The sequence below is a fragment of the Paenibacillus sp. FSL H7-0737 genome (genome assembly GCF_000758545.1).
In the GTDB taxonomy this organism is placed as follows: Bacteria; Bacillota; Bacilli; order Paenibacillales; family Paenibacillaceae; genus Paenibacillus_AQ.
In genome coordinates this window covers 2,945,396-2,970,576 of the sequence record NZ_CP009279.1, presented here as the reverse complement: position 1 = coordinate 2,970,576, position 25,181 = coordinate 2,945,396, and the positions used below count along the sequence as shown (strand labels likewise).

Below are 25,181 nucleotides of genomic sequence, written 5' to 3'. Positions count from 1 at the left end.
TATAAATGTCAAGCGCAGCTCCTGAAACTCAAAAATCCACGAGTTATAAATAGCTTTCAATTTGGGGAAGCTTTTCTTTAAGCTGACGGACATTGGTCTCTAGTTTTAAAATGACCTCTTCTAATTCCTTTGGGTCGATGCCTCTAAGTACTGGGACCTGAATAACCTCTGTGGCTTTGGTTTCTGATTTTAATTCTCGCATCTCCAGCTGCTGTTCTTGCCATTTATCCATCAGATCAGCAATTGTCGCATAAAAACGCTCATAATCCTTGATTACGCTATCTAAAAATGTATCCACTTCCTCCGCATCGTAACCACGAAGCTTCATACTGAATTCTTTTTCATGTATGGTTAGAGCATCTAGAGTGATGCCAAGTTGGCTGAATAGCTTACGTTGTTTGTCCAATCGACGTTTCATATGTTCATCCATCATTTGTTACCTCCAAGTATATACTGCAATTATCCGGCAGTAACCATTATAACAGGGTGAGAGCATCCTGAAAATATAACTATAGTTCCAGTTCTAGAAGTTATCCGCAACCGCCTTGTTCAAAATACCTAAGCAGCGATCAAGATCCGTCTTCACCTGCTTCTTATATAGCTTCGCTTTCTCTTCTCCATCAGTTGTGAAATGGTATAAGACGATTTCTTGAAAATCCACCTTCGGGTCATTCCCTTTTAGCTGTTTAGTACGATATAAAATTCCTTGCTGTACCAGCTCATGCAGCGCGCGATAAATTTCGCTCTGTGGAGGGGAATATCCATGTGCCTTGAAATCTCGACGTAAATCCTCAAGCATTTGGTATCCATACCCGCGATGTTGTTCTACCATTGTTATAAGATACACCTTGATAAAAGCCCGTTGAGCAATCATAAACGCCATATAAACCCTCCTCATGTTGTGTTTTTTTTGGTTAATCTTACCTTCTATAACTCTAGTATAAGCACTATTTTCCAACTTTCACAACCTGAAATGTGGTAGTGGGTTCACTTTTTCCGATTTGTATAGAAATTTAATAGGGATAGATGATGAATTTATTGAAAGTAACTAGATAGAGTTGTTTATTTTGTGATTTTCTATTGTGAATTTTTCATATGATGAAAGTTGGTTTTCTCGAGTAATAAATAACGGCCATTGAGAACTTAACCATAAAGTTCTCGATGGCCGTTGAATAATGAGTGAACAATCCCTTAGCGTTTATTGGCCTCATGCCATTTAGCGAGTAATTCCTCTCGGTTCGCAGCAGCGATATCGAATCGATACGTAATCATTAATTTTTCCAGCTTAACAGAAGACAAAAGCGGATGGATCTTAATATTCGGCATCACAGGTAAGGAAAATGCGGAATTCATATAATCTGTCTGAGCATCTGTTGACAGTACAAAATCTACCAGCTGCTTAGCAGCAGTCACGTTGTTCCCACCTTTCAAGATCGACACTGCACCTATCTCCCATCCAGCTTGTGGAGGAATAGAAGATTGTATAGCATATCCCGAATTCTTAAATCGAAGCTGGTCGCCCATAAAGCTGATAACAGCAGCAACTTCACCTACTGCAAGCCGCTGGGCAGAACTAATTCCTGAGAATGTAGTTGATGAACTCTGCTTCTTAAGAGCACTCACCAATGCTAGAGCTTGCTCCTCCCCACGTTCTTGTGCAAGAGAGGCTAGCAATGTGTATCCTGTACCTGAGGTTTCTGGGTCCGGAATTTCAATTTTCCCCTTGAGCTCGGGACGTAATAAGTCTTCGTAGCGTTCCGGAAGAGGTAAAGCTACAAGCTGAGGATCTTGATTCCAGACCTGCTCATTTACACCAATAGCCAATGCACCCATGTATATACCTGTCCAATAGCCCATTTTATCTTTATAGATGTCGGGGATCTCATCAGCAACATGTGATGAATAGCGAATTAATTTCCCTTTGTTCTTGAGCTGCTCATGAAGATCAGCAGGCCCACCGAGAACAACATCAATGCCTGTCTTATTGATCGACATCAAATGGTAGCTTGCCTCACCGCCAGACATGCGAATAAGCTCATAAGACTGTCCCGTCTTCTTCTTATATTTCTCCAACAGAATACGCGCTTCATCCTCTTGAAAAATTACATATACTTTGAGAGGCTGATTGCTTTTCTGGCCAGGATAGAAATATATTAGAAGAAGTATTGTTACCGCAACCAATGACAGGATAATTACCTTTGTTCTCAATTAGAACGTCTCCTCCCGCTAAACTAGCCTATAGCCGCCGTTCTATAAAAAAACGATACGCCAAAAAAGGAAAACGACTGTTTTCCTTTTTTGGAACATCTACTTCAGTTTACGGACTAACCTTTTTAATAATATGAATTTTGTCTATTGCCGCACTCATCCGAACTTGACCATCGAAAGTCTTTTGACCAATATCATAAGCATCGACAATCCATTCTTTGCCCCATTGATCTGCAAGGAAATATCTTTCCTTTTCTCCTAGAAACATCGAGGATTGGACTACTCCCATGATGTTAAATCCGCTAATGTCCGGATGATTTAGTCGCAATGATTCGGGGCGAACACTCAGAAGAACTTCCTCACCCTCTGTCAGCTTTTCATCTGTAGTAATAGTAACATTATCCCCTCCAAAGCCGTAGCTAACTGTTGCCGTACCCTCTTTACTTTGCATGACTACTGCCTCAATAAAATTGGTAGAACCAATAAAATCAGCTACATATTGTGTACGAGGTTTATAATATATTTCATGCGGCGTACCGTACTGATCAATAGCTCCTTTATTAAAAACAACGATCTGATCTGACATCGACAAAGCTTCCAATTGATCATGCGTTACATATATTACGGTTAGTCCAAGTTCCTGTTGAATTGTTCGCAGCTCAACGCGTACCTCTTCACGTAATTTAGCATCTAGATTACTTAGTGGCTCATCCAGGAGAATAATCGGCGAATTCATCACTAAGGCACGAGCCATAGCTACACGTTGCTGTTGTCCACCAGACATTTCATGGGGATATCGCTCTTCAAGTCCGGATAATTTGACCTGAGCCATAACAGCCATTACCCGTTCCTGTACTTCTGCTTCAGGTCTTTTCTTAATATCTAGTCCATAAGCAATATTATCAAATACCGTCATATGCGGGAACAAGGCATATTCCTGGAACACCATTGGAGTGCCCCTTTTATATGGAGGTAATTCATTAACCAAATTCCCGTCAATCCACACCTCACCATCATCGATGGTATAGAAACCCGCGATGGAACGTAATAAAGTCGTCTTCCCACAACCACTCGGACCAAGGAAGGTGATGAACTTCCCTCGTTCAATCTTTAAGTTGATATTTTTCAAGACATGGTTATTGCCGAACACTTTATTCACATTTTTCAAATCTAGTAGTATGTTGGATTCCATCGTACCCACTCCCTTCAAAATCATTAGAAATCAAATATTTTCACTTTGGAACGGAAGATCAACTTGATCACTCCCAGTGTTCCAAGCGTTGCACCCATCAAACCCACTGCCACAGCGGCTGCCCAATAATAGGTTCCCGTTTCGGCATAGTTAAAGATCGATACTGCTGCAACAACCCATTTAGGGGTAATTAGGAAGATTATCGTACTCAAAGTATTCATATTTTTCATAAACGCATAGACAAAGTTCGCTACGACGGTTTTTTGCAACATTGGAAATACAATCGTTGTTAGCGTCTTACGGCTACTCGCACCCAGATTGGTGGCTGCTTCTTCGATCGATTTATCCACTTGTTTAAAAGACGCAGTCAAGCCCCGATAACCTACAGGCATCTGTTTAAGTAACATCGCAATGACAATCAATGCTGCAGATCCCTGCAAAACAATCGGACCTTTACTAAACGCAACAATCAGTGCAAGACCAACGAATGTTCCTGGAAGCGCAATTGGAAGAACCGCGCTGAAATCTAGTAATTTTTTTCCTGGAAAAGGTTTGCGAACTACTATATAGGCGAGCACTAATGCAAGAGCCACCGCCAGCAACGCACTAATTAGCGATAACACTAAGCTGTTCAAAACGGCTGGACTAGATGAACTAAAGACAACTTTCATTATATGATCCAGTGTGAATGTATTATCTCGACCAAAGTTTTTCGTAAAGGCGAAAAGAATGGTGATCGCAAACATCGAAATAATGAACAATGAGATTAAACTGTTAAAAGAGAAAAGTAATGCATCTGTCTTCTTAGACGTAGTGATCCGTTTCAAACCAGATACCGGCTTACCAGTTATCGTTGAGTAGGAGCCTTTAGATAAAATCTTATTCTGAACCCAGAATACAATCAGTGCAGGAATTACTAAGATAATCCCCATGACCGAAGCTAGTCCTGCCTCGTTATTAATGATTTCTCCGTAAATTTCAACTGCTAAAAGTGAATAGTTACCACCAATTAGCTTTGGATTTCCGAAGTCAGCGAAGCAGTTAATCGCTACCAGCAAGAATGCGTTAATAACACCTGGAAGTGCAAGTTTCAGCGTAATCGTCCTGAATAATTTGAATCCTCTAGCTCCAAGATTCTGTGCTGCTATCTCCAGATTCGGTGATATAGCGCGGAGCACACCCGTTATAGTCATGTAGGCAAGTGGAAAATAGGATATCGTTTGAACAATCCACAACCCCGGTAATCCATACAAATCAAGCTCAAAATTAAAGTTGGTATTTAACCATTGTGAGATCATTCCCCCACGTCCAAAAAGCAATAGGAATGCTAAACCACTCATAACCGAAGGAGCTAATAATGGAATAAAGGCTATAAATCGAAAGAACTTCTTTCCTCTGATGTTACTGTAGTGAATTGCATACGCGTATATAAATCCAAACACTGTTGCTGTAAAAGCGGATAATGATGAGCTAACTACCGTATTTAATAGCGCTTTTCCATAACGGGGTTTACTAAAAAACGTTGCCCAATTATCAAATCCAGATGTAAACACAACGATTACCAGCGGATAAATAACAAATAGAATGAGAAATGCAAAGCTAGTCAGTACAAGTACGAGTGACGACGGATCTTTAAAGAGCCTGTTGATCGACTCCCCAATGCCTTTTTTTTCTTTCATAGGGGGCGACTCCCACCTTTCTGCCATCCAATTTGAGGGGCATTACAGTCATCATATATGGTACAGCCCTGCAATACCCCTATTGGCTCTTTTATTTCAAATCTTTTAATGCATTTTGCAACTCTTTACGCTGCGATGCTGCTTTTAACAAATCATAAGCATCGTTGTATTTCGTTGTTTTAATATCAATGCCACCTTTAGGAATCGGTACTGATGCTTTAACGGATACTGCGTATGCAGATTGCGTATACAACTCACCCGGTTCATTGGTAAGCATATAGTCCATAAGCTTCTTCGCAGCCTCTGTATTAGGCCCACCCTTAACAATGGATAAGGCTCCAACTTCATAACCTGCTGCTTCTGGAACAACACTAACAATTGGGTTGCCTTGGTATTTAATCTTCAATTGATCGCCTAGGAAAGTCACGCCAATTGTATACTCCCCTTTAGCAGCTTTCTGAATGGGCTCAATGCCAGACTTAGGTCTTTCCTTAAGGTTAGGCAGCAACTGTTTGATATAGTTCAACATCTCATCATCACCCCATACTTGGGCTAAAGAAGCTACTGCTGTATATGCTGTACCCGATGTTGCTGGATCGGACATACCAATTTCACCTTTGAATTTAGGATCAAGCAAATCCTTAAAAGTTTCAGGGTATGGATCACTACCATATTTCTCTTTCCAACGTTCTTCATTAATACCTATAGCGATTGGATTTAGATAAAACCCTGTCCAGAAGCCATCTTTGTCTTTCATATTGTCAGCGATGTCAGAAGCATTCGGAGAATCATAAGCTTCCAATGAACCTGCCTCTTTCAGTACTTGGTGCGAATCCGCTGGCCCTCCCATCAGAAAGTCGGCTTGTGGATTCGACATTTCATTCTGTACACGGGATACCGCTTCTCCACTTGGTAAACGTAGGATGTCATAGTCAATTCCAGTTTCAGCTTTGAATTTATCCAGAATTTTACGAGCCTCTTCCTCTTGAAAAATGGAATATACGGTGATTTTTTTCATTTCTTTACCGCCAAATACTCCTGATTTATACATGAAGAACCCCGCTACCAACACAACTACTATGACTGACAATAAAATGACTGACTTACTGTTTTTTTTCTTTCTCGCCATAGACTAAACCATCCCTTCAAGATCAGTATGAGGCATTATTTAGTTTGAAATAGACTCTTTGATTGGTCTCATCCAGAAGGTCATAGACCACGAAGTAAGCGCCGTTATAACGATCCACATGGATCCAGTGCTTTTTCACTCGATAATCATTCGTGAGCTGAATGACAAAGTGAGCATCGGGTGTACGTTGTAAGTCATCAAAATGGCTGAAATCGATAATACGCTCTGCTGCACGAATCTGCGATATCAACGCCTTCCTCTCAACCTGAGTGAGAGCTGTAAGTACTCCCTGCTGTAGTGTGAACACATCATTAATCTTGTTTTCCACAGCAGATCCAATACTCGACGTTGTTAACATCTTATCGATGAGTGTACTTTGCAGCTTGCGGATAGTTGCACTTACATTAAGCGAATTAACTGACTCTGCACCGAAGTGAAACGCATTCGTTTCCACTTGAAAAGGAATATCTTCTTGATCCAGATAGGCCATCGTTCCCGTCAACAGAAGTCTCGGAACTAACTGTTGTGGACGCTGCATTCCTGATGATAACAACCCGGAAAAAGTAGATCTCAATTTCAGCAATTCCTTCGGATCCTCAATGGATATCGTCCCTAGGCCTGGATACGTAATATCCACGCGCATCGGAACGCCAGCAATCCGGTCAAGTTGATCCTCCTGTCGAGGTACAACATGTACTTCATCAAGAGGTATTCGAAAAGTGTAAGCGCACATGCCGATTAGCAGACTGCCTATGATGACTTGTAACAAGATGAGGCGAAACCATGAAAGCCCTTTCTTATCCTCTGGCACTTACTTTAACCTCCTCATATATCAGAAAAATTTTAAATTTGTATCAGTTTTGTAACAGCGCTTACATTTGTTATGTTAAGAGGAATCTCAGCTGAATCTCTGTCCCCTTCTTCTCCGAGCTAGTAATGACGATACTCCCTCCTTGAAGTTCCATAAACTGTTTACATAGAGGTAATCCTAACCCATGTGATTCGTTTGAAATAATACGATCCTGTTTCTCTGCCGAGGGTAGAAATAATATACTTTGCAATTGTTGTGATATCCCTCTCCCGTTATCTATGATACGAACCAGCCCACAGTCCCCATGCTCCGTTAACTCGATATAGAGATTTGTACATTCACTATGCTTAATAGCGTTATCAATCACGTTAAATAGAACTTGCTGAGTTCTCTTGGGATCTAAATTCACTTCACAAGATGAGATCTTTAGCGTGGTAACAATCGCGGATTTTTGAAGGGTCGGCTCTAAGATACGTAGACTATCCATAATGACAGCCCCTAAATCAGTACACTCCAGCTTGATACGCCAAGCCTCATCACCAATCAGTGAGGTCTGTAACAAATCCTCAACCATATTTAACAACCGAGTACTCTCTTTACGGATATAGGTATTACATTCCTGTATATCATCCTTCTTATTCATTCTTTCAATTAAATCCGAAAACCCGATAATCGAAGTTAATGGTGTTTTTAATTCATGAGTTATGTTGTCGTAGAAAGCTTTCTGCTTTCCCTGTTCATACTTTAACATTTTGATATGATGTTGCAGCGCATCCGACATATGATTGAAATCCTTGGCTAATTCTCCTACCTCATCCTGACTACTCGCCTGTATCTTTCTGCTAAAATCGCCAATGGATACAAGCTTAAGCGCCTGCTGCAAGGCATGTAGAGGCCTCACCAACAAAGATGAGAATGAATAGCTGACCATAAGCGAAAAAATTAAACATCCTACAGCTGCAGCGATGAACCATGTGCGCATCTGGTTTAATGTCTGCAAATTCTCATGGAGGTCCAATAAATATCGAAATCCACCCACAATTTCTCCTTCATACCAGAAGGGAACTGAGTAAATTAGATATTGTGTACCTTCACCTGCAGTTATGACTGTGGCAGCATTACCAGTAAGCGCTTTCTGAATATCGTTACGTTTAAGTAAGTTTTCTTTATCGCTGCTGCTCCCAACAATCGTCTCATCTAGTGCGAATAGTTGTACTTGAAAATTGCTGTTTGACGCCAAATGCGACGCAATAAAGGGGGCGTACTTACCTGAAAATAATTGTTCTATATTAATTTTCTGATCACTGACAATCTTCAATGCCTCAATACGATGCAAGCCAAAATACTGACTTAACGTCTGAGTATCCCTTTTAATCATACTTTGGTTAAGCGTATAATTAACGATAAAAAACATCGCTGTGAGCAGCATAACAATCGTAACGGCATGCTGAATAAACATTTTATTTCGCAGCCCCATCTTCTATACCTCCAGCTTATAGCCTGTCCCATGTATAGTGGCGATCAGATGCTCGTTGGGTTTCATTTTCTCCCGAAGACGGTTTACCACCATGTCCACGGATCTTGTATGCCCATAATAATCATAACCCCAGACCTGATCAAGCAAGTCTTCGCGTGTGAAAACTTTCTTAGGATGAGCACATAAGAGCCACATGAAGTCAAACTCTTTACTAGTTGTCTTAAGCCATTGTTCCCCTATCTTACAAGTACGTCCATTCTTATCAATTTCAATAGGTCCAATCTTGATCACTTCAGGAGGCGCTACCATCTTCATTCGTCTCATAACTGCCTTAATGCGCTCGATAAGTTCCCTTGTCTCAAAAGGTTTCGTTAGATAATCGTCTGCTCCCAACTGAAAGCCAAGGATTTTATCATTCATTTCATTCTTAGCGGTGAGCACGATTACCGGGACTGACTTATACTGTTGTTGAAGCATTTGAAGAAGCTCGAACCCGGAACGGTCAGGTAACATAAGATCTAACAGTATTAAATCGGTAGACCATGTTGCAAGTTCATCCCATGCCTTAGTCACCGTTCCTACAGCTTTCGTCTGATACCCTTCCACCTCTAAGCTCAATTTTAGCAGCATTTGAATGCTGGGATCGTCTTCAATAATTAAAATATTCATATGTAGCCCTCTTTTCCTTAGATGCTATATTACACTGAACGTTCATATTTTTAGTTACCCTCTTATAATAGCGGATAACATTCAATACGAAAACGCTTTCCATTTATCTACAATTAGAAATACAAATCAAATAATTGACTATAAACTTACAATTTATATGTCTAGTATAGTAAGAAAAAACCACAAAAAAGCCCCCATATAATGGGAGCTTTACGGATTCAGGATTTTGTAGAACGGACTATACCACTCGAAAATCTCTTAATCCAGCGATTGTGTTCATGATTGCTCATCTCCGTTTTTTTCCATAAATTCATCCTTCGTCAATCCAAACAATATCAAATCATAATATCGTCCGTTCGTGTAAATGACTTTCCGTCGCACGCCCTCTTGCACACAGCCGACTTTCTTTAACATCCCTATAGAACCTTCATTACCTTCAAGCGCACATTCATTGAATTTATTTAGCCGTCGCTCGAAAAAAGCATATTTTAAGAGGATGGTTATAGCTCTCGTTCCATACCCTTTACCTCGATGATCTTTATCCACCTGCACACCTATGCTGAACGTACCATTTTTCTCGTCAATGCTGTTCAGATTTACGCCTCCAACATTTTCACCATGCAAATCTTCGATCGTAAACATTAGTCTATCCGATGAGAACTCAGCGTAAGTCTCCGCAAAATTTTTGGCTTCGGCAATGGTAGGTGGTAGTTCAACTGCACATTGTAAGAGTCGCCGCGCTGGAGTATCGAATCGGTTCGTATAATAACCTTCCCAATCTCCTTCTTGTATTGAACGCAATCTAATTTGGTCATCTTTCCAGTAATAATTGCTATAATCTATCTCTCTCATTTTCTAGCCTCCAAATAATATTGGGATTGTTTTTTTATAATAAACATTACCTAATAACCATGTAGTAAGATATAACCATTAAACGTGACTATGAAAAACACTTTGGAAAAGAGGCATACTTATGAGTGATTACCAATTGGTCAGTGATTATAAGCATATCGAAAAATATAAAGAAAGCTTTAATTCCTTAGCTAAATCAATCTTCGGAATTGATTTTTCCCCATGGTATGAACAAGGAGGCTGGAGTGACAAGTATATTTGTTATTCCTACATCGATAGGGACCATGTGATCGCTAATGCGTCCATAAACAAAATGACGATTCTCATAAATCAAAAAGAGTATAACGCCATTCAAATTGGCACTGTAATGACACATCCTGATTATCGCATGCAAGGATTATCCAGGAAATTAATAGATCATATTATCGCGAAATACGAACATGAATTTGACTTCATTTACTTATTTGCAAACGACAGTGCTTTGGACTTTTATCCTAAATTCGGATTTGAACGTATGCAAGAAAGCAGCTTTTCGATTAACGCTTCTAATCTTAGAAATCAAACGTCTAAAATCTTCTCTGTGCGTCCCTTATCTATGAATAATTCCGTTGATTTCACCATAATAAAAAAATTCGCTGAAGAAAAAGTTCCGGTGTCCTCTATACTCAGCGTTGTAAACAATGAACATCAGCTGCTGTTTTATTTTATCCTTCCTTTCCATGATTCTTTTTACTATATTGAAGAAGCTGACGTCGTAGTGATCTTTAGACATGAGGAGCATCAGCTTCATATTTTTGATATTATCAGTACTTCACACATAGATATCAGCGTGATATTGAATAGCATTATTTCACCTGAAACGGAGGTTATTCATTTTCATTTCACACCAGATTTCAATATAGATCACATGGAGACCGAATTTATTCCCGAGAGTGAGGATGTGTTATTTGTACGTCCACTTTTAAAAGAACTACCTAAACATTTCATTTTTCCCATAACCTCACATGCCTAGATAGGATGAAGAAGGCTGCCCTCCGGCAGCCCTTTTATTAATTTTAGAAATTATAAATTCCCCGCCTATACTCGCTTAAACGCTTACCGCCCTTAGAAGAACGCAGAAACGTTTATGCTTGATCGTTCACTGGAATATACATGCTCTGTATCTCTTGTACTCCTGGAACAAATCCTAGATTCGTATAAACAGACTCCGCATCATTACCTTCCATGACATATAATCTAAGGAAAGGATACTTATCTTTAAGGAGACTTAGTCCTCTTTTCAACATCAGTGTCGCTATCCCTTTGCCTCTATAACCGGGCATTACACCAATACTATAAACTGCTGCGTAATCTCCTTGTAAGCCCAAGAGACAATTCGCAATTAACTGTCCCGATTTCCTATCATACACAAGCGTTGACGCGGTAAGTAATGCTTCATTCGTATAATTCGGTTCTTCACTTGGAATAAAATCTTCATAGGAAAATTGCTTTCTTCTGGTCGCTTCGAGACTTCCGGCAAAGCTAGCGTAGCTACATTCGGCGATCTGATCTTCAAGAATAAAGCGTTTAGCTCCTTTTCCATCCTCTTCGATCTGTGGACTTTCAATTCTAAATTCTTCGTTCCATTCCACCTCAAAATGATCTGTAGGACGCTGCATCCAGCGACATCTGAATTCATCAGGCCAAAATCCTGCCCGCGCAAATAAATGAACTTGATCCGGTAGAACCTCAAATGTTTTTATAGGCTCCGTTCGGTCAGACCAATATATCAAAAGCTTTTTTAGAAGTTTAAGCACCACAAATGTATCGTTAAAAGGTGGAATAACAAATAAATGATAGATCCGATTAGGTGACATCCTTACTCCACCTATTTTCGCCTCCCCTTTATAGATCCAAAAAGCATTCTTTTGGGCAGAATTGAACCCATCTTCTCTAAAAAAGCCAATATATTGAATATTATAATAAATGGAGCAATACACTCCCCACTCTTCCGATTCAGCCTTACGAATTGAATAATCATTACTTAGCTCATACGATATTTCATCCTCGGACCATCCCATTAATTGCATGTACAATTCCTCCTCGCTGCTACTTCAACTTCTATTTTCTATAGTATCACTTCTTAAAGTAAATGATTGGTAATAAACACTTATAATGATTATTTACTAAACTACAGCAAGTGTAATTGCATCTGGAAGTCCAATATATAAGAAGAAACCTTATAATATAAAAAAACTGCCTATTGGCAGTCTTATCCTCAATAAATTCTAGAGCATAGCCAAATGGCGGTTCCCACAGCGATAATACCTGCTAACGTTACAAATAGGACATACCCTCTCTTTGTTCTAGTAACCGTGTGATTATCATAAAATTCAGGTTTTCGTACGATTCCAAACCATAGATCCGCGATTAAATTCACGACCACTAGAGAGAATTTTTTTATTACCCCCACGTCATCACTCCTTTTCAACTTTAGCTAGCCAAGTTTATTATTAATTTCACTTAGTGACTCATTCATTTCGTCCATTTTCTTGATCATCGCATATTGATTGCTAATCATCATGATTAAACCAATAAAGAACAAAATCACAAGAAGTAAACTCATACTGCACTTCCTTTCAGTAGCTGAATTCATTCACTCTGGACATTCAAGCTCCGAGCAAATCCTGATCTCCATGACGGGTATAGTGGACTCCATTCGTAATCCATTCGAGCTTTCGTATTGGAGGCTCCCCGTTCCCATCCTGCTCTGCCTTCTTGAACATTAGGAGCAGGAGCACCTATGGTATCTGAATAAGCTGATAACCAATCCAATCCTTTAGCAGGCTCGTCGTCTACGATGTTCACAGGGCCTGAAGGCCAGTTCAGAGCAAGCACCGCTGCGTTAGCTGCATCCTCCACATGTAGGAATGATACAACGGCATCTGTCGCTGTCATTCGTTCTTGACGAATTTCCTCTGCCATATAGCCATTAGTGTCATACCATGTTCCTTGGCCGTACAACATTCCATACCGCAAGATCACATGATTGGGGATCTCGGCAACTGCTTTCTCTAGTGAGTATATACCTTCAATCGTTCTTCTCCGAGGCTCTAAAGCCTTAAGATCTAAAGGAGTTTCCTCCGTAGCTGGCACATCTCCAGCTTCATAAGCCCATGAAATACTTTGTGCAACGATTTGTTCCACGCCAGCTGCAAGAGATGCATCCACAATATTTCGTGTTCCTTCTATTCTTATCCTGGAATTATCTGAGAAATTCCGCTGACTTAGTGAAGTTAGCTGATGGATAACCACTTCTGGCTGTGCTTTGTGAATGGACGCAAATATGGCCTCTCGATCGAAGACATCCGCGATTACCGCCTGTGCTCCACACTTCTCAATAAATGCTCTATTTTCTTCCTTATGGGTCATTCCGACAACCTCATGCCCCGCTTCTAATAACTTAGGTAGCAATAGCCGTCCAATCACGCCCGCCGCACCGGCTACAAATATCTTCATCTACGCCCTCCTTAAGAACAGCCTCTAAGTATAAGATTGCTAGTTACTTCTCAAAATCCCAATTATAATTTGGATTATTATCCATATCATACCACATGTATGTATAATAAAGACTGCACCTCACAGCTTATCGCTAGGAGGTGCAGTCTTTAATGGATTGTTTATAGTAAAAGTAGGTCGATTAACATTTTAGATTTTATCGCGGTTGTAAACTTCAGCCGTTCGGTCTGCTCTGTTAGCCATCGAATTACCCAGTCGAGTGTCTTCGTTATAGACGCCTTCGTAACGCTGAGCATTTAGTGAGCGATTGTCTCGGAACACATCATGCGCTTGATACCCTCGTCCATTATCCTCAACAAGCACAAGGATCTTGCCACTTTCAACGTATCCTTCGTACTCTTTTGCCTCGTCCTCAGGAATGCCAAGACCGATCAAGCCACCAACTAAGCCACCTGCACCTGCACCCACGGCTACACCTGTTAACGTTGCCACAATAGGTCCCGCTGCCAGTATAGGACCAATCCCCGGAATTGCGAGCGCTCCGATACCTGCTAGCAGTCCGGTAACACCACCCAATACGCCGCCTGTAGCTGCACCTGTTGCAACACCCTCGGGCGCTTTTGTGCCTGTATCATCCGAAATATGTCTTAGCTCATCGCGATCACGTGTGATTACTGATATTTCATCATTACTAAACCCTTGATTGTGAAGTCCTTCAATTGCTCTGGTTGCTTCTTGTTCTGTATCAAAGATACCTACGATTTTTTTAGTCACTTGAAGCCCTCCTTAGTAATTGTCTTCGCTAGTTAATTACCCTGTAAGCTGAAGACAAAACATCTAATTAAAATTTCAAGTGCACGAAGGACCTTATTATTTATTGGGACGTGTTCGATTGGTCGGAATTGCTTGCAAGGGATCGTCTGGCCAATAGTGCTTAGGATAACGTCCTTTTAGATCCTTTTTAACCTCAAAATAAGTACCACGCCAAAAGCTTGCAAGGTCAGAAGTCACCTGCATCGGTCTTCTTGCCGGTGACAAAAGATGAAGTAAAACAGGTACCTTCCCCCCTCCAATTCTAGGGGTGTCTAACTGTCCAAACATCTCTTGCAAACGCACAGCCAGTACGGGAGCAGCTGGATTAGCATAGTCCACGGGCACACGCGAACCACTAGGAACTGTTATATGTGTCGGCGCTTCCTGTTCAAGAAGCTGTCGCTGATTCCAGTCCAGCAACCCCTCAAGCGCACGGGATAACGGGATTCGCTGAAGGTCACGCAAATTACGCATACCGTGAATGTAAGGTAATAGCCATTCATCAAGCATCTCAATTAATGCTTCATCAGAGACATCCGGCCAATCTGAACGTAAGGCGTGCATAAACATTAGCCGCTCACGAAGCTGCAGAGGTCCCTTTTCCCACGGTAAGATATCAATCCCATCCTCTGCGATTACACTTAGCAGTACTTTCGCTGTTTCTTCTGAGGAGGGTCTTTCATGTGACGTTTCTTTTAAGACAAGAGCTCCAAGCATCGTTCGACGGCGTTTCTTCACACTTCCACTTTCTTTATCCCAATACACGTCAGAATCCTCTGTGATGTGATCTATATGATATTTAAGCAATTGTCCTTCTTCTAGCTCAGCTGCCAGCAAGATTGCACCTTGTGTGGCTCGATCGTCAACAGACGCGGCCACAATATAAGCGGATCGTGCCAGCGGTTGCCCTTCCCGCATGGCCACGCCACGACCGGCGGAGAGCAGAAACGCGCCATCACCGCGTTTCTGCCCGATCCGGTCGGGATAGGCGAACGACAGAAGCAGCCCGCAGAAGCTGATTTCGTTCACGGTCCCGCCCGGCGCTGCTTGCAGCTGCGCCAGGAAATTGCGGCTCTCGCGCACCACCGCGCGCAGAACCGCAGAGTCCGCTCCGCCCGTGTCGGCGGAGCGTTCGAACCGGAGCAGCGCCTCTACGCGGAGCGTGAGGTCGCAATCTAGTGCCGCGGGACCCTTGAACAGGTCCCGCTCTTGCAGCAGCGCCGCCAGCCGGCAGGCGAGCGGTGCTGCGCCAAGCTCTGCCGCGCGCAGCAGCATATGCGCGGCTCGCGGGTGCGCGCCAAGCGCGGCCATGCTGCGGCCGTGCGGCGTAATGGCGCCCCCGGCGTCCAGCGCGCCGAGCTGGCGCAGCAGCGCGGTGCCCTGCGCATAGGGCGCAGCGGGCGGCGCGTCAAGCCAAGCTAGCGCGGCAGGATCGCGCACGCCCCACAGCGCCAGCTCCAAAGCGAGCTGCGCAAGATCCGTCTCCATAATCTCCGGCACATTGTCATCCGGAAGGCGATTATGCTCCTCCTGACTCCACAGCCTGTAGCATACGCCCGGAGCTGTCCGCCCGGCCCGTCCTCGCCGCTGATCGGCAGAGGCTTTCGATACCGGAACCGTCGTAAGACTTGGCATTCCCGTACGCGGAGAGAAAATCTGCGTGCGACGCAGCCCTGTATCAATTACCGTTCGCACACCTTCGATTGTCAAGCTTGTCTCCGCAATGGAGGTCGCTAGTACGACTTTACGTTCGCCGTTTATGGATGGAGCCACTGCAGCATCCTGCATAGCCTGTGGTAATTGTCCGTATAAAGGACGAAGCACTACCCCGACAGGCAGTTTTCCATGTTCCAACTCATTTTGGGTTCTGCGAATCTCCCGTTCACCCGGCAAGAATACCAGTACATCTCCCGGCTGTTCAGCAAGCGCACGTCTCACTGCGGCTGTGGCCGATTTTTCAATCGGAAGATTCCCTGTAGTTGGGGTATAGATAGTTTCCACCGGATAGGTTCGTCCCGGACAATCAATCACTGGCGCATCGCCCAGCATAACCGAGACCCGTTCACTATCTAGTGTTGCTGACATAATCAGAATCCGAAGATCATCACGCAGCACAGCCTGCGCTTCCAGCGCCAGAGCAAGTCCCAGATCCGCATGTAGACTACGCTCATGGAACTCATCAAAAATAATCAGCCCCACATCCCCTAGCGATGGATCACTCTGAAGCATCCTCGTTAAGACACCTTCAGTCACTACAACAATTCGTGTATTCTTGCCTACCTTAGTGTCGTTCCGCATCCGATAACCTACCGTCTGTCCAACACTTTCTCCAAGATTGGAAGCCATGTAAGTTGCAGCTGATCTAGCGGCAAGTCTTCTAGGCTCAAGCATAAGAATGCTTTTACCAGCCATCCATGGCTCGTCCAGAAATGCCGGAGGCGTTCCAGTTGTTTTGCCCGCACCGGGTTCTGCGATCAGAACAGCCGCCCTTGTTGAGCGAAGTATGTGTTTCAGGTCTGGAAGCACCTGTATTATTGGAAGCTGTTTCATTATATCTCTCCATCGTTTGTAATAATATGTTATGATTTCCTTTGATGTGGTCTAAACCCTATTCATCATGTGCGAAAAAACTTCAAAGATCAAGACAATCTGTACTTACCATTTCAAGTATAACTTTATTATATTATAAAAAAGGAGACTTTCTAAAATGCTCGTAACTAAAGCCACTATTTCAGATTTATCTATACTCAGCAAGATCGATAGCATGGTCATTGGCAGCGAAATTCGCAAACCTAAAATTGAACAATATATTCTAAATGAGCAATGTGTTGTAGCATCGATTAACAGTGAGCCTGTCGGTTTTGCTTGTTACGATACCACTTTTTTCGAATGCTGTTTTATTCAGCTCATAATTGTGAATCCCAATTTCAGACGTCTTGGCATTGCCGGTGCACTTATTCGTTACATTGAAGAACACTCTCCAACCCCCAAGCTGTTTACTTCCACCAATGAATCCAATACGATCATGCAGCAAGTGTGTCTTTCTCTAGGATTTGTAAGAAGCGGAATCATTGAGAATTTAGACGATGGTGATCCAGAATGGGTATATTTCAAGCAAGTAAAATGACACTTGTGAAACGAAGCACGCAAAAAGGCAGCTCTTTCGTCTCTTTATGGACTAAGAGCTGCTTTTATTTCACACTATTTATCCTCATGTCCATACAACAGGACCCTAATAAGCGTTATTCTTCTTCCCTAATTATCTGTTCATGTATTTGAACACTGTATTGCATAAAAGCAGGATTACTATCTAAGCCTCGTTCACGCAGAAGCTCTTGCAGACGCAGCCTTTTCAAAGACAATTTTGCCCGGATTGCCTTACCTTCACTAGTTTCAGCGCCTCCGCTATTGTGGCAGGCAGCAAGCAGCCCTTCGAGGGTAACGCATTCTGCACGCAAAGATACTTCCTCGGGCACCAGCCCGGAATTCTTCATAATTTTGAAAGACATGCGCAATTCTTCTGGCACGCCCGATAAATCCTCAAGCTCCAGTGGCTTGCCATGCCCAGGTAAATCTCCAAATTCCCCATTACGCATAGATTCCTGAATCCGCTGCTCAACCAGCCAGGACATCATCCCCATATACGCAGCCTCCTTCACCAATACCACTACTATGATCTATCCCGCCTAAGCAAAAGTATGGTAAGCAGAATTGCGTCTATTTTAGCATAAAAAACTGTAGATTTACATCAAACTGCCGCAATGCATTCTTATAAAAGGCGATCCTTCTCCGTTCTATGAATCTTCCTCGTCATCGCAGATCGTTCGGACTAAGGAGCCCTTATTTCGCAATTTCAGGCTATTTTGCTACACTATCGGACTCAGTTGCACCTATTCACGCAAATACACCCTATTTTTAATAGAAATTGTGGAAATAAGAGCTCTGCAGTCCGAAAAGTCTGCGCATCCTCATATTCGCCTCCGCAGATCGCTCAGGACTCAAGAGTCCCCATTCCGCAAATTCAATTCATTCTGCTACACCATCATTCTCTGCTCCCTGTCCGCAACATATTACAGACGCCTAACCAAACCGTACAATAGTTTTTTTTCATGCGAACAATTGTTATACTCGTTCTAATAAGCCTCAACTCAACAAGAAAACGCCTGACGTCGTCCTTGGAGGTAGAGTTACAAGCTGAGTACATCCGTAATTCCATAATCGTATCCATATACACCTTCGTAGTGAGGTTCCGCTTACGGACCGAATGGCTTTATTTTGATGAAATGAGCACATCTATTAGGGAGGGACCGTATTGCACTTATTCCCTAATAACAAGCCCCTTCCCGGGTGATCTGGGGCGAATAACAGCGCTGGCTCATTTACGTTACCGGCGGCACATTGTATTCGGTTTTTCGCATACATTTGGCTCGTTTACGTTACCGGCGGCACATTGTATTCGATTTTTCGCATACATTTGGCTCGTTTATGTTACCGTCGGCACATTGTATTCGATTTTCCGCATACATTTGGCTCATTTACGTTACTGGCGGCACATTTGTATTCGGTTTTTCGCTTACATTTGTCCGTAGGCTCGACTAAAACATGCATTTCGGAGGATATAAGGTCCGCTCGGTTTTTAGAATCTGATGGATGACTCCTCGTTTATTTCATGTCTCCTGCTTCTTCACGTTCACCCCTCCTTCCTCTTTCTTCGGAGTTATCCACATTTTTTTTGTATTGTATAATTTCCTAAACAATAAAAAAAGGACTACAGCAGTAGTCCAAAGGAGAAATATAACATGATAGCTAACCTCAAAAAAGCAGATGATCATTATGTCGCTCGTTTCGAACGTCAACTAAAACATCCCGCATCAGAAATATGGTCCTTTCTGACAGAGAATGAGAAGCTTGCTTTATGGTTCACTGAATTACGTGTTGAAGACCTGCGTGAAGGGGGATTAATCAAGTTTGATATGCAAGACGGAACCTTTGAGGAAATGACGATTACCGCCCTGCAACATGAATCTGTTCTTGAATTTACGTGGGCTGAAGATTCCGTTCGCTTTGAGCTATATCCTAATTCAGAAGGATGTTTACTCGTCTTGAATGAAACGATCCGAACGCTCACGCCACACACACCCCGAGATTTAGCTGGCTGGCATGTATGTCTGGACGTGATCCAGCATCTTCTGGATGGTACGACGCTGGAGTCACGAAAAGCTGAATGGAACGTTTGGTATGAACGATACCGGGAAGCGATCTCTAAATTAGGACAATAAGGACTCTGCTCCATCAATCACAATTTGCGCACCTGTAATATGAATAGATTCATCGGAAGCCAAAAAAGAAACTAGATCGGCAACATTATCCGGTTTACCCGGCCCATCCGCCAGCGGCTGCGCACCATCGGGAAATTCAATCGGAATGACGATCGCTTCTACTTCTTCGTTCATTTCAGTGGTTTCATCTATATTGGTAGCAATCGCCCCGGGGCAGATCACATTCACTCGAATTTTAAACTTAGCTAGCTCAAGTGCAGCCATTTTGGCAAAAGCTACCTGTCCAGCTTTGGTAGTACTATACGTAGACCACCCAAAGCTGGCAAATCTAGTATTCCCATTGATGGAGCTAGTGATGATAATGCTACCTTTCCCTTTATCCTTCAGATGAGGGATCGTATATTTCAAGGTCAAAAAGGTCCCCGTCAAGTTCACCGACATCGTGCGCTCCCAATCACTCAGGCTCAGTTCCTCTATTGGTCCCACCGCACCATTGATTCCCGCGTTAGCGAATACTACATCTAAGCCGCCGAATTGTTCGACAGTCCTGCGAACGGCTTCCTCCATCCCTTTTTCATCTGAAGTATCTACCTCTATGGCCAATGCGCAATCTTTCCGAAACTTGTTCAGCTTATCCGCCAAAGATGAGGTACGTTCAAGATTCAAATCAAAAAGCGCTACATTAGCACCTTCCCTCGCCAGCTTAATAGCGGTAGCCCGACCAATTCCTGAGCCCGCTCCTGTTATAATTGCTGTTTTTCCAATGAATCTTTGTTTCTTAGCTATGTTTGGACTCATATGTAATCTCTCCCTTAAGATCTCTTAGTGATGTACTATGGATCAAGATTACCCAAATACATGCACACTGGAATCATCTTCACAAAAAAACTCCCCGTTCAAAAACTTGAACTGAGAGTTTCATCTAGATCTATACATCTAATTGTCCAGCTTCCGCACATCCACTTTCACGGTCAGAGTGCCCGCTCCACCACGATATACACCTTTTACAGGTACAATATCTTTGTAGTCCCGTCCGTGACCTAACTTAATGTAGCGCCAATTGACCTCAACATTATTTGTCGGATCGAAACCAAGCCAACCTGTACCCGGAATGTGAGTCTCCACCCAAGCATGAGAAGCTTGCTCAAAATTAGCATTACTCCCTTGCAGATCACCAACAAAATGATATCCACTTACATATCTGGAAGGCAGACCGACACTACGGCAGACAGCAATCATTAGATGAGCATAATCCTGACATACACCGCGTTTAAGCTTCAGTGCTTTTTTTACCGTAGTATTTACACTTGTAGCCTCAGGGTCATAGGTGAACTGTTCATAAATCGTCGCAGATAATTTAAGAATCCATTCATACATATCCTCTGCTTCATTAAAAGGGTACTGTGAGGCAAATTCCACTAATTCAGGCGTCACCTCGGTATAACGAGTCGGCAATATAAACTCAATATAACGGTTCTGAAATCCCTCATCATTTAACAATCTAATTTGTTCTTCAAGAGATGTTCTCGGGAGATCTGTCCCCTGAGCTTTATCCAGTGTAACTACAGTAGCTTTAGTGTGGATGACCATCTCCGTATGCGGCTTATTAACCGAATAGGCATGGACCCGATTCCCGAAGAAATCCTCATAGGTTAATAGATTGGCTGGCGGGTAAATATCCACTTCATGGTGATAACAGGATTGGCGATAATTCGTACGTGGCGTGAGTCTGATCTCATTGACACTGTCCGTAACCGGCTCTGGATAGCTGTATGTGGTGGTATGATTGATTTGAATCTTCATACAGACACTCCTTCTCGCCGAAAAAAGGCGCCCTCCATTGTTTTACCAAGTTTCTGACAGGATATCACCAGCGATTTAAGCAAATCTTCCACTAGCTCGCCGGACATTTCTTCCTTTTCCATATAATCCAGTTCTGCTTTTAGCTTACCCGCTTGCCGGATAACCTTCTCATGACCTGAACCTTTCTCTGAGGGATCTAGTTCAAGCTTTGCTAAATGCTCTTCCAGCTGATGAAAAGAAAAACGAATGGAACGCGGAAATTTGGGATTCGCAATCAAGAAATCTAAAATGCTCTCCGGGGACATAGCATCTGCATAATAACGGCGAAACGCCTGGTACCCACTAACGGATTTAAGCACCGCCTGCAACTGAGTATAAACCGCGTCAAGCTCCTTAAATCGGCATGAGGCAATGACCGCCTGCAAGATACGAGTTGTATTCTCTGCCCGCTCTAGAAACCGTCCGCTCTCAATGAAATGCCACTCATTCCCTCTAAGCATTACCGACTGCTCTGCTCCGAGAAACATGGCTGTACGCTCCTTAACCTGCTGATAGAACTGATGTGGGCCGCTCATAATATCTGCAACAGACCGCTCACCAAGCCATAGGTTGAAGCTGTTGACAACATCCCATAATTCACTTGGAAGCTGCTGACGGAGTGTTCGCAGATTATTTCTGGCATGATGTACGCAAGAGAATAATGAATTAGAATTGCCTAAATCAAGTGTGATGAAAGATAGGACATCCTGCTCGGAAAAGGTTTCGAACTGCTGCATATATTCACCTCGAACGCCTAGCGCATCGATTAACCTTGACCATTTATTTCCTTCTTCATGAAAATCCTCTTCCTGCTGGATATGATAATGAACATTGATTAGCCGCGCATGATTCTCTGCCCTTTCAATATATCTGCCGATCCAGAACAAAGCTTCAGCATTTCGATTCAGCATCTCCAGCCACTCCCTTATTTAACAAATTGATGCTGCATTTTGTTAATCATCAACAAGCCTCACTAGGTTGTATTAAGCCATGACCCAAGTATCTTTTACGCCACCACCTTGCGAGGAGTTTACGACCAAAGACCCTTCTTTCATAGCCACCCGTGTCAATCCCCCAGGGATAACATGTGGCTTACGGTCAGCACCCATTAATACAAAAGCTCGAAGGTCGATATGTCTCGGTGCCATAGTCCCACCAGACAATACAGGTGCTCTGGACAGAGACATAATAGGCTGTGCTATATAACGTTCCGGATCTGCGATAATCTTCATTCGAAATTCAGCAAGTTCTTCTTTCGTAGCTTCGCTTCCGATCAACATTCCATATCCCCCGGATAAAGAGGTTTCCTTAACAACCATTTCAGATAGGTTCTCAAGGACATATAAACGTTCATCAGGCCTGCCTAGCAAATAGGTCGGGACATTCCCAAGAATCGGTTCTTCATTCAGATAATAACGAATCATATCCGGTACATAGACATACATCGCTTTATCATCAGCAACACCAGTCCCCGGGGCATTAGCAATCGCTACATTCCCTGCCCGATACGCATTCATCAGACCCGCCACCCCTAGAAGTGAATCCGGCTGAAAAGCTAACGGATCGATGAAATCATCATCCAAACGGCGATATAGTACATCTACGCGGCGAAGTCCGTTCATTTCTTTCAAATATATTTTGTGATCCTTTGCAACCAAATCTCGTCCTTCAACCAAATGTATACCCATCTGTTGTGCTAGAAAAGCATGCTCATAATAAGCAGAATTATATTCCCCAGGTGTAAGGAGTGCTATAACCGGGTCTGACTTTCGTGAGGGTGATAAACTACGTAGAACGGATAAGAAGCGATTCAAGCTATGATCAACATCTCGGATGGAGCTGGCAAAGGACAATTCAGGAAACAACTGATTCATAAGGGTTCTGCCTTTAAAAAGATATGAAAAACCTGAAGGCGTTCGTAGATTATCTTCAAGCACATAATATTGCCCATCATGATGGCGGATCAGATCGATTCCCGAGGTAGTGATGTAGGCTCCACCAGGTACCCTTAGACCAGCCATTTCTGGCCGGAAATAACAGTTAGAGATGATCATACGCCTTGGGACTATTCCATCCTTTACGATGTACTGCTCATGGTAGATATCATGAATGAACAGATTCAAAGCCGTGATACGCTGAATAATTCCAGCCTCTAGCCTCTCCCATTCATTCTTAGGAATAATGCGTGGAATCATATCGAAGGGAATCGTACGCTCCATGGGATGATCCTGAGCCGGATTGTATAGCGTAAAAGTAATTCCTTCCTCCATCATCCTGCGCTGCATCAAATTCTGCTTACCCTGCAGCTCTTCGGAGCTCATTCCGGAAAACATGCGATTCACATGTCTGTAATGCGGCCGGACATTTCTCTTATCTGCATACATTTCATCGAAAAAATGTTGCAGCGGATACGGAGACAGACCTGGCAGAGGATCTAATTTGGACATGAGCCCGACTCCTTTCGATAAATGTTATCTTTACTAACAATTCATACTTTAATTTCTGAAAATATCCAAGAAAATATTGTTTTGTATTCCCATAATACGTAAATCCTATCACCGATGTCAATATATATAACAGAGAAATGCGATCTCTGAATATTTCCGTGTTTTGGAATCGCTTCCTTTCTCTCTTATATAGGTTGCCGGAGCTGAAATGTAGTTTCTTCATTGAATTGTATGCAGGAGTAGTGACAAGCATTACTATTATGAATTTTTCATATGTTGTATTTTTTATATAGTTGTCTGGGAAGGTGATTTCAGTTATATGGTATAATTTGGAGCGTTAGGAGAGTGAACAAATGGATCACAAATATACTATGACCATGGAGCAGGAAGAGGCTAGGCGGGATCATATTTTTCTTTTATTTGGCTTGTCAGAAGCTGGTTCGATGAAGGTAGCACTTAGTCGTGTAGGCAGTCGTCATTTAATAAGAGTACTTTCATTTAATGAGACGTTCTCTGCTGGACCGCTGTGCAAATTACCTAATGATGAAGGGTGTCAAGCCCGTGAGTTATGGTTTCAGGAACGATTTCCGGATCAGGGTTATCATCTCAATCCCCAGCATAAACTGGGAGCCATGATTCAGACCTTAAAAGAAATTCCCGAGGACAAAAAAATCACTATTTGGTGCGGAAACAACTCCCATGATCAGACAGGTTTACGATTTGCACTTTCTGTTCTTAGTGAGAGGAAGCAACCTATTTATGTTATAAATCCAATCGAAGCTTATGAGGAGCTTCCCGGGATTGCTGAACAATTTACCATGAGCTTATCTCCCCAGTCCCTGGGTCAGCTCCCAAACGAAGCTGTGCAAACTATTATCAAAAACACCGAAAATACGCAACCCCTTACCTCCGCGCAGAGAAAACAGTATGAGCTGGAGTGGCAAGAAATCAGCAACACTGAGGATATGCTTCGAGTCTGGTCCAAAGGTCAGCTAACGAATGTACCCGAAACATACTATGACGAAGACATTCTATCCTTAATTCTGCAACTGCAAAAGAATGAACAGGGAGATCATTTCGTAAATGCAGGACTTATTGTAGGTGCAATTATAGGGCAGTGGAATTTATTTATCAGTACCTCATTTATAGAATATCGCTTCTGGAGGCTTATTAGTGAGGGAAAGCTGTTATTTAAAGGGATACCCTACGCGATGCATTTGTACTTTTTAAGAATTCCTTAGAGGTCACTACATTAACAACTAACAAATATTTTATAAAAAAGGAA

General features: G+C 42.7%; 24 protein-coding genes. 4 read left to right on the top strand and 20 right to left on the bottom strand.

Annotation, left to right across the window (positions count from 1 at the left end):
* Positions 1-43: 43 nt before the first annotated feature.
* The 10 genes from H70737_RS12805 to H70737_RS12760 form a co-directional block, all read right to left on the bottom strand.
* Positions 44-430: a DivIVA domain-containing protein gene (locus H70737_RS12805; protein WP_042187755.1), complete on the bottom strand. Its 387-nt coding sequence runs from the start codon at positions 428-430 to the stop codon at positions 44-46.
* A 93-nt stretch (positions 431-523) separates the two neighbouring features.
* Positions 524-883 (bottom strand): replication termination protein, encoded by a 360-nt coding sequence (locus tag H70737_RS12800; RefSeq protein ID WP_042187753.1) that lies wholly within the window; start codon positions 881-883, stop codon positions 524-526.
* Positions 884-1,191: 308 nt separating this feature from the next.
* Complete coding sequence (locus tag H70737_RS12795) at positions 1,192-2,208, bottom strand: extracellular solute-binding protein (protein WP_042187750.1); 1,017 nt, start codon at positions 2,206-2,208, stop codon at positions 1,192-1,194.
* 109 nt (positions 2,209-2,317) lie between these two features.
* Entirely contained in the window at positions 2,318-3,400 is a 1,083-nt protein-coding gene (locus H70737_RS12790; protein WP_042187748.1) for an ABC transporter ATP-binding protein, read from the bottom strand.
* Positions 3,401-3,423: 23 nt separating this feature from the next.
* A complete protein-coding gene (locus tag H70737_RS12785) occupies positions 3,424-5,079 on the bottom strand; it encodes an ABC transporter permease (RefSeq protein WP_042187746.1) in 1,656 nt (551 codons plus the stop codon).
* Between the two features lie 91 nt (positions 5,080-5,170).
* Complete coding sequence (locus H70737_RS12780) at positions 5,171-6,208, bottom strand: ABC transporter substrate-binding protein (protein WP_042187745.1); 1,038 nt, start codon at positions 6,206-6,208, stop codon at positions 5,171-5,173.
* A 22-nt stretch (positions 6,209-6,230) separates the two neighbouring features.
* On the bottom strand, positions 6,231-7,019 hold the full coding sequence (locus H70737_RS12775) for a DUF3919 family protein (RefSeq protein ID WP_042187743.1): 789 nt from the start codon (positions 7,017-7,019) through the stop codon (positions 6,231-6,233).
* Positions 7,020-7,089: 70 nt separating this feature from the next.
* On the bottom strand, positions 7,090-8,496 hold the full coding sequence (locus tag H70737_RS12770; protein WP_042187741.1) for a sensor histidine kinase: 1,407 nt from the start codon (positions 8,494-8,496) through the stop codon (positions 7,090-7,092).
* Positions 8,497-8,499: 3 nt separating this feature from the next.
* Complete coding sequence (locus tag H70737_RS12765) at positions 8,500-9,165, bottom strand: response regulator transcription factor (protein WP_042187739.1); 666 nt, start codon at positions 9,163-9,165, stop codon at positions 8,500-8,502.
* A 276-nt stretch (positions 9,166-9,441) separates the two neighbouring features.
* Positions 9,442-10,017 (bottom strand): GNAT family N-acetyltransferase, encoded by a 576-nt coding sequence (locus H70737_RS12760; protein ID WP_042187737.1) that lies wholly within the window; start codon positions 10,015-10,017, stop codon positions 9,442-9,444.
* A gap of 121 nt (positions 10,018-10,138) precedes the next feature.
* Here H70737_RS12760 and H70737_RS12755 point away from each other — a divergent pair, with 121 nt between their 5' ends.
* Positions 10,139-11,029 carry a GNAT family N-acetyltransferase gene (locus tag H70737_RS12755; RefSeq protein ID WP_042187735.1) on the top strand — a complete coding sequence of 297 codons (891 nt, stop codon included), beginning with the start codon at positions 10,139-10,141 and terminating at the stop codon, positions 11,027-11,029.
* Positions 11,030-11,141: 112 nt separating this feature from the next.
* Here H70737_RS12755 and H70737_RS12750 read toward each other — a convergent pair whose 3' ends face one another.
* The 5 genes from H70737_RS12750 to hrpB all read right to left on the bottom strand — a co-directional run bounded on the left by H70737_RS12750 (position 11,142) and on the right by hrpB (position 16,878).
* The gene (locus tag H70737_RS12750) at positions 11,142-12,086 is read right to left on the bottom strand and encodes a GNAT family N-acetyltransferase (RefSeq protein WP_042187733.1); all 945 of its coding nucleotides are present in this window, start codon (positions 12,084-12,086) and stop codon (positions 11,142-11,144) included.
* 407 nt (positions 12,087-12,493) lie between these two features.
* The gene (locus H70737_RS31475; RefSeq protein WP_256716254.1) at positions 12,494-12,622 is read right to left on the bottom strand and encodes a hypothetical protein; all 129 of its coding nucleotides are present in this window, start codon (positions 12,620-12,622) and stop codon (positions 12,494-12,496) included.
* A gap of 26 nt (positions 12,623-12,648) precedes the next feature.
* On the bottom strand, positions 12,649-13,515 hold the full coding sequence (locus H70737_RS12740) for an NAD-dependent epimerase/dehydratase family protein (RefSeq protein WP_042187729.1): 867 nt from the start codon (positions 13,513-13,515) through the stop codon (positions 12,649-12,651).
* Positions 13,516-13,704: 189 nt separating this feature from the next.
* Positions 13,705-14,289: a general stress protein gene (locus H70737_RS12735; protein WP_042187728.1), complete on the bottom strand. Its 585-nt coding sequence runs from the start codon at positions 14,287-14,289 to the stop codon at positions 13,705-13,707.
* 96 nt (positions 14,290-14,385) lie between these two features.
* Positions 14,386-16,878 (bottom strand): ATP-dependent helicase HrpB, encoded by a 2,493-nt coding sequence (gene hrpB / locus H70737_RS12730; RefSeq protein ID WP_042187726.1) that lies wholly within the window; start codon positions 16,876-16,878, stop codon positions 14,386-14,388.
* Positions 16,879-17,035: 157 nt separating this feature from the next.
* Here hrpB and H70737_RS12725 point away from each other — a divergent pair, with 157 nt between their 5' ends.
* Entirely contained in the window at positions 17,036-17,455 is a 420-nt protein-coding gene (locus tag H70737_RS12725) for a GNAT family N-acetyltransferase (RefSeq protein WP_042187724.1), read from the top strand.
* A 115-nt stretch (positions 17,456-17,570) separates the two neighbouring features.
* On the opposite strand, the gene H70737_RS12720 is transcribed toward H70737_RS12725, so the two are convergent.
* Complete coding sequence (locus H70737_RS12720; protein ID WP_042187722.1) at positions 17,571-17,969, bottom strand: DnaJ family domain-containing protein; 399 nt, start codon at positions 17,967-17,969, stop codon at positions 17,571-17,573.
* A gap of 1,158 nt (positions 17,970-19,127) precedes the next feature.
* Here H70737_RS12720 and H70737_RS12715 point away from each other — a divergent pair.
* A complete protein-coding gene (locus H70737_RS12715; RefSeq protein WP_042187720.1) occupies positions 19,128-19,607 on the top strand; it encodes an SRPBCC family protein in 480 nt (159 codons plus the stop codon).
* Here the strand turns inward: H70737_RS12715 and H70737_RS12710 are convergent.
* The 4 genes from H70737_RS12710 to H70737_RS12695 form a co-directional block, all read right to left on the bottom strand.
* Positions 19,596-20,405 carry an SDR family oxidoreductase gene (locus H70737_RS12710; RefSeq protein WP_042187718.1) on the bottom strand — a complete coding sequence of 270 codons (810 nt, stop codon included), beginning with the start codon at positions 20,403-20,405 and terminating at the stop codon, positions 19,596-19,598. The two genes, H70737_RS12715 and H70737_RS12710, sit on opposite strands and share 12 nt — an antisense overlap.
* A 138-nt stretch (positions 20,406-20,543) precedes the next feature.
* Complete coding sequence (locus H70737_RS12705; protein ID WP_042187715.1) at positions 20,544-21,410, bottom strand: transglutaminase family protein; 867 nt, start codon at positions 21,408-21,410, stop codon at positions 20,544-20,546.
* Positions 21,407-22,360 carry an alpha-E domain-containing protein gene (locus tag H70737_RS12700; protein WP_042187712.1) on the bottom strand — a complete coding sequence of 318 codons (954 nt, stop codon included), beginning with the start codon at positions 22,358-22,360 and terminating at the stop codon, positions 21,407-21,409. The genes H70737_RS12705 and H70737_RS12700 overlap by 4 nt, the downstream gene beginning before the upstream one ends.
* A gap of 72 nt (positions 22,361-22,432) precedes the next feature.
* Positions 22,433-23,896 carry a circularly permuted type 2 ATP-grasp protein gene (locus H70737_RS12695; protein WP_042127226.1) on the bottom strand — a complete coding sequence of 488 codons (1,464 nt, stop codon included), beginning with the start codon at positions 23,894-23,896 and terminating at the stop codon, positions 22,433-22,435.
* A 353-nt stretch (positions 23,897-24,249) separates the two neighbouring features.
* Here H70737_RS12695 and H70737_RS12690 point away from each other — a divergent pair, with 353 nt between their 5' ends.
* Positions 24,250-25,137 (top strand): DUF1835 domain-containing protein, encoded by an 888-nt coding sequence (locus H70737_RS12690; protein ID WP_052404267.1) that lies wholly within the window; start codon positions 24,250-24,252, stop codon positions 25,135-25,137.
* Positions 25,138-25,181 lie beyond the last annotated feature (44 nt).